7 protein-coding genes are annotated in these 6032 nt (G+C 44.1%); 2 read left to right on the top strand and 5 right to left on the bottom strand.

Annotation, left to right across the window (positions count from 1 at the left end):
- Positions 1-169 precede the first annotated feature (169 nt).
- From F6J94_RS28675 to F6J94_RS28665, 3 genes are read right to left on the bottom strand one after another with little or no spacing between them, the layout of a single operon-like run.
- Positions 170-1282: a hypothetical protein gene (locus F6J94_RS28675; RefSeq protein WP_293025091.1), complete on the bottom strand. Its 1113-nt coding sequence runs from the start codon at positions 1280-1282 to the stop codon at positions 170-172.
- Positions 1261-1431: a hypothetical protein gene (locus F6J94_RS28670; RefSeq protein WP_293046662.1), complete on the bottom strand. Its 171-nt coding sequence runs from the start codon at positions 1429-1431 to the stop codon at positions 1261-1263. The genes F6J94_RS28675 and F6J94_RS28670 overlap by 22 nt, the downstream gene beginning before the upstream one ends.
- 28 nt (positions 1432-1459) lie before the next feature.
- Positions 1460-3529 carry a prolyl oligopeptidase family serine peptidase gene (locus tag F6J94_RS28665; protein ID WP_293046660.1) on the bottom strand — a complete coding sequence of 690 codons (2070 nt, stop codon included), beginning with the start codon at positions 3527-3529 and terminating at the stop codon, positions 1460-1462.
- A gap of 262 nt (positions 3530-3791) precedes the next feature.
- Between F6J94_RS28665 and F6J94_RS28660 the strand changes: the two genes are divergently transcribed.
- Positions 3792-4397, top strand: coding sequence for a Uma2 family endonuclease (locus F6J94_RS28660; RefSeq protein ID WP_293046658.1), 606 nt, complete (start codon positions 3792-3794; stop codon positions 4395-4397).
- Positions 4398-4535: 138 nt separating this feature from the next.
- Here F6J94_RS28660 and F6J94_RS28655 read toward each other — a convergent pair whose 3' ends face one another.
- The gene (locus F6J94_RS28655; protein WP_293025083.1) at positions 4536-4760 is read right to left on the bottom strand and encodes a type II toxin-antitoxin system HicA family toxin; all 225 of its coding nucleotides are present in this window, start codon (positions 4758-4760) and stop codon (positions 4536-4538) included.
- A gap of 53 nt (positions 4761-4813) precedes the next feature.
- Complete coding sequence (locus F6J94_RS28650; RefSeq protein ID WP_293046656.1) at positions 4814-4996, bottom strand: type II toxin-antitoxin system HicB family antitoxin; 183 nt, start codon at positions 4994-4996, stop codon at positions 4814-4816.
- 699 nt (positions 4997-5695) lie between these two features.
- On the opposite strand from F6J94_RS28650, the gene F6J94_RS28645 reads away from it, so the two are divergent.
- Positions 5696-5917 (top strand): hypothetical protein, encoded by a 222-nt coding sequence (locus F6J94_RS28645; RefSeq protein WP_293046654.1) that lies wholly within the window; start codon positions 5696-5698, stop codon positions 5915-5917.
- Positions 5918-6032 lie beyond the last annotated feature (115 nt).

Raw genomic sequence — 6032 nt, 5'->3', positions numbered from 1 at the left:
TTAAAAAGGGTGGTAAATTTAATCTCCAATTATACTTCAAGATAGAGGAAGCAAATACTGGAAAAAGCAGTTCGTGCTACTTACCCTGTAGGTTTAAACCTATCAAGTTAGACTGGACCGAGGCTATAGTTCTTGCCTTGCAGCCTAAATAGGGCTAGCAGTTGGGAGTCTATTTAGAGGATTTTGGTTTTTCTCCAGTATTACGAACGTTGACCAACTTATTTAGTACTTCAAACCAAAAGGGGGCTCCCATACAGATCGCGATCGCACTCAAAATAATCCCTACAACGAATTTGAAGTAAACCCAAGTCAAACCCAGCTCTCTGGGAAGATGATTGGGTTCTTCAAACTGCTCTACAAGATTAGTTTCTCCCCAGCCAATGGGAAGGAAAGCTAGGTCATCTACAGCTGAGGTGATACTATCATAACAGTCATTACTGTTTGATTCTTGCTGTAAACAGGCACCGGTTTCATTAACAATCCTATTAGTGACTTGATTGACAGCAGCTCTTACACTGTGGTTTTTATAGAATTGATTGCTGATATTGATGGTATCGATATTCAAGGCTAGGGAAATCACTAATCCAATTAAAAAAGATATGGCTTTAGACTGACGCTTGTATACCCCGGCAGCTCGTGCCATGGATTCGTCAAACCATGTTGCTAGTTCTTCTTGGAGTTTTTTCAGGTCTTTGTTTCGGTCAGAGTATTCAAATTTGGCTTTATCAATCAGGGTTAAAAGAGTTATATTTAAGTCTTCAGGAAGTAAATTTTTTATCTTCTCTTCTTCAAGGGCTGTTTTAAAATTGTCCAGGGTAATTTCGGCATTATTTTTGAAGGTTGATGCCTGCTGAACAATGGTCATGATTAAAGCGGTGGCAAAGGTATCTGATGGAATATAGGAAGGTCCACTAACCTTTGAGTTAGATTTTGACTTTAATTCATTTTTGTTATCTAGGTCTTTGGCTTCGTGATTAACTGATTTAAGCAACGGATTTTGATAGATTTTTTTTAAAAGCCGTTTGGTCTTTTTTAAATTGTTAATCTGATCAACGGTTACATTAACTGATTCTCCATCTGACTCATCGACCACATCTTTCAGGGTTAGATTTTGTAACTGAATCCCACCATTAATTAAATTTTCGATAGCCCTCTGTAAGTGTTTAGTCCGCCATTGTAAAACGCTAGCGAGATATTCTTGGATTTCAGAGGCTAACAGACTGGTGATCAGGTAGACAAAAAATAAGCCAAGGGCAACGTTTAAAATAGCAGATAAGTCCATGATTGACCAGCAGTCTTGTTAAAAAGAACAGCAAAGGGAACAGGGAGTAGGGAGTAGGGAGTAGGGAGTAGGGGAAAAAAATTCTCACAATCCCTACAGGGATCCCTATATCCTATCGTGAACTGTGTCCTAGATCCTAGCCTGAACATCCTAGGCAAATTATGGTCTATTTACTCTCTAAACCTCTACCTCTAGGGTTCTGAGTAAGAACGCCCACTTATCAGCAATCTCCTCAATTATCTTACTGGTGGGCTTCCCTGCACCATGTCCTGCTTTGGTCTCAATCCGGATTAACACTGGTTGTTCCCCTTCATGGGCCTCCTGTAAGGCTGCCGCAAATTTGAAACTATGGGCAGGGACAACCCGGTCATCATGGTCAGCGGTGGTAATCAGGGTAGGGGGATAAGCGGTTCCTGGTTTGAGATTGTGTAATGGGGAATAGGCGTAAAGGGCTTTAAATTCCTCTGGGTGATCTGGGGAACCGTAATCGGAACACCAGGCCCAACCAATGGTAAACTTATGGAAGCGCAACATATCTAGTACTCCCACCGCTGGTAGGGCTGCACCGAATAAGTCTGGACGCTGAGTCATGCAAGCACCGACCAATAATCCCCCATTGCTACCGCCTGCGATCGCAACTTTCTTGGGTGAAGTGTACTGAGCACTAATTAGCCACTCCGCCGCTGCTATAAAATCATCAAATACATTTTGCTTGTTGAGTTTTGTGCCAGATTGGTGCCAATCTTCCCCATACTCACCGCCACCACGGAGATTGGCAACAGCATAAACACCTCCCATTTCCATCCATACTAGATTGCTAATGGAGAAATTGGGGGTTATCGAGATATTAAAGCCGCCGTAGCCATAGAGGTAAGTGGGGTTATTGCCATCTAACTGTAATCCCTTCTTGTGGGTGATAAACATAGGCACTTGGGTGCCATCTTTGCTAGGGTAGAAAACTTGTTTGGTCTCGTAGTCATCGGGATTAAAGTCTACCTGGGGCTGCCGGAAAATGGTACTTTCCCCACTTACCATGTCGTAGCGATAGATGGTTGCAGGGGTGGTGAAGCTGGTATAGCTGTAGAAGGTTTCAGTATCATAACGTAACCCATTGAAACCACCAGCGGAACCAATACCAGGTAATTCTACTTCCCGCACAAAGGAACCATCCAGGTCAAAAATTTTGATGGAGGAGTGAGCATCTTTGAGGTAATCGGCCACAAATTGGTTGTTGAGTAAGCCTACAGCTTCTAGGGTTTCATCCGCTTGGGGAATTACTTCTTGCCACTGTGCCTGATCAGGATGATTAGTATCTATGGCAATGACTCGACTGCGAGGGGCATCTAAGTCTGTGCGGAACCAAAATACTGATTGATCATTCCCGATAAAGCTATAGCTGGCATCAAATTCGTTAATGAGTTCCACAACCGGGGAATCTGGGTCTTGCAAATTTTTATAAAACACCAGATTCTTGGGGTCAGTACCCAGGAAGACTGTAATGATCAGATAATTACCATCTTCAGTGACTCGACCACTAAAACCCCATTCTTTCTGGTCAGGGCGCTCATAAATGAGAATATCCTCTGACTGGGGTGTTCCTAGCTTATGATAATAGAGCTTTTGATAATAATTGAGGTCTTCTAACTTAGTGGCTTCATTGGGTTCATCGAAGCGGCTATAGAAGAAACCTTGATTGTCGTGAGTCCAAGATGCCCCAGAAAACTTTACCCACTTAATCTGATCCGAGAGGTCAAGACCGGTTTCTACTTCCCGCACTTGCCACTCTTGCCAGTCAGAACCAGACCTAGACAGACCATAGGCCAGCAGCTTGCCATCTTTACTAATGGCTAAACCTGATAGGGCAACGGTACCGTCTTCTGAAAGGGTGTTGGGGTCAAGTAATAGGGTTGGTTCAGCATCGAGGGAGGTCAAGGTGTAGAGAACACTTTGGTTCTGGAGACCATCGTTTTTGAAATAGAAGTAGCGATCGCCTTTTTTAAAGGGAGTGCTATATTTCTCGTAATTCCATAGCTTGGTGATGCGCTGCTTAAGTGTTTCCCGTGTTGGTATTTCGCTGAGATAACCAAAGGTGACTTGATTCTGTGCTTCTACCCAAGCCTTTGTTTCCTCTGAATCTGGGTCTTCTAGCCACCGGTAAGGGTCAGCAACTAGAGTACCGTGGTAATCATCGACTTGGTCGGATTTGCGGCTTTTGGGATAGTTCAGGGGTTGACTGGTAGATGGCATGGTGGCAGATGGTGAAGCAGCTTTTCTAGTGTAACGTTTCTATTCCCTAGGTCGAGGTTGGAGGACATGGGCAGCTATGGAGCTGTCGCGAATTGAGCTAAAATCTTGGTAGAGCGATAAGCATTGCTGACGGGCGGAATGACTATGAGTGGGGTGGCTATCCTGCCTGCGGTGGAAATTGTAACCGGCAAGATGCCGGTTCCACCAAGATGCCGGTTCCACCAAGATGCCCGTTACGGAACGCAAATCGCGCCTGATAATTATGACTGGATCGATCACACCACAACTAGCAACGCCCTTAGAGCTCAAGACTCGTCCGGCTTTTGATATGAGTGATGAGGAATTCTTTGCTTTTTGTCAGCTCAATCGGGAGTTACGGATCGAACGCCACCAAGATGGAAGGCTTATTATTAGCACTCCTACAGGAGGGGAAACTGGCGGTCGCAATTTTGAGTTAATTGTTCAGTTTGGTAATTGGGTATGCCAAGATGGTACAGGGAAAGGTTTTGATTCTTCTACTGGCTTTATACTTCCCAATGGAGCCAATCGTTCTCCTGATGTTGCTTGGGTCAAGCTTGAGAGGTGGGAATCCCTAACTAAAGAACAACGAAAGAAGTTTGTACCCCTATGCCCCGATTTTGTGATTGAGCTGCGTTCTGGGAGTGATCGCCTGGAAAACTTGCAAGACAAAATGGCAGAGTACAGGTCAAATGGGACTTTGCTCGGTTGGCTGATTGACCCGGATCAGCGCCAAGTTTATATTTATCGTCTTGGGGCGGAAGTTGAACAGCTGGATAATCCAGCGACGGTGAGTGGTGAGCCAGTTTTACCTGGGTTTGTGCTCAAGATGGATCAGATCTGGGATTGAGGAGCCTACCCAAGATACGTTCAATTTTTGCGATCGCGCCCCGCGTGGCCTACGGCCAATCGCTTTTAGCGGCTCGGAGCATCGCGAAGCCTAGCCCTTTGGGCTAATCGCCGATCTTGTAGTGGACTGACACAGCCATCACAACAATTCCCTGAATTCCTCACGACTAAGCTGAGTGTCACGCAAGATTTGGGACAATAAACCACGTCCAATGGTTTCACCAGAATGTACCGGGATAACTGTTCTACGTCCGTCATCATGAATTAAAATATGGTTACTTCCACGTACCCTCGCCACTGTAAACCCTGCTTTCTCCAGTGCTGCGATAATTTCCCGTCCAGTTACATTTGGGAATTGACTCATACTTCCACGTCCCCTCGCTGTACACCAAAGAAGTCAAGGGAATTTTCTAGATTTTATTCAAATTCCAAACAAAGGGCGTTCGCGTAGCGTGGCCTACGGCCAATCGCTTCTCGAATACGCTCCATCAATTCATCCAAAGATTTTGCTTGGGTATGACACCCTTTAAGAGTGGGAACAGAAGCTACAAAGTAGCCATCAGCATCGCGCTCGATAATTACATTAAATTCTCGACTCATTTTTGATTTCAATTTATTTACTAAAGATAGTATTTATTGCTGAACAAAATTTACTATAAATTAATAGTATAGCATTTCCCAAATAGATGAGGTACTTTTGTTCTGGGTTTTAGTGCCTACGCAAAGCCTAGCCCTTTGGGCTAATCTACGATATTGTAGAGTGCGCCCTCGACAGGGTAACGCAGCAAGCGCAAAAGAGTAAAAAATTCCAAATCTTAACCAAACCAGCATCATTAGCACCGGTGGGTTGCTGAACAGCTGGGATTGATGATCGTGATTTTTCTGCCATCATGGAAGTAACTCCTACTTGGTTGGGAGGAAAGCCGCGCTGGTAGTTATTAACGGTTCTGACCAGCGCGGCTATTAGTATCGGTCGTAACCTTCTATAGTATAGATAACTCCTCGAAAAAATGCAAGGGTTAAATGAATAATGTTTAAATTTATTTACAACTATTATAATTAGCCATTTATAGACTCATTTATGTGTAATTTAATTTGACATTTTTTTAAAATTTCCTGATATAAAAAGGGAGCTTATGATATAAAATTAGGGAGCATAGAGTAGGTAAGAGTTAAAGTACTAAAAAGCCTGTCTACATCATTAGAATAAAATGCGTTCGCGTAGCGGCTCAATGCTCACGCATCGCATCCAATACCCGTACAAGATAATGCGATCGCATCCAATACCCGTACAAGATAATGCGATCGCATCCAATACCCGTACAAGATAATGCGATCGCATCGAGTGCTCGACCAGATTACGCGATCGCATCGAGTGCTCGACCAGATTACGCGATCGCATCGAGTGCTCGACCAGATTACGCGATCGCATCCAGTGCTCGGCCAGATAATGCGATCGCATCCAGTGCCATACAATATCATGGGTCAGCAGTCAGCTATCAGCTCATACCTGACTTCTGACTTCTGACTTCTGACTTCTGACTTCTGACTTCTGCTATAGCTACTTCATTTCTAACTGCTGAATCAAAGGAGCACATTGATAAACCATAGCCGCTCGACTATCTACATCCAGCTT

Source organism: Moorena sp. SIO1F2 (assembly GCF_010672755.1).
GTDB lineage: Bacteria > Cyanobacteriota > Cyanobacteriia > Cyanobacteriales > Coleofasciculaceae > Moorena.
The sequence above is the reverse complement of the archived record's forward strand: the minus strand, read 5'-3'. Positions and strand labels throughout refer to the sequence as shown.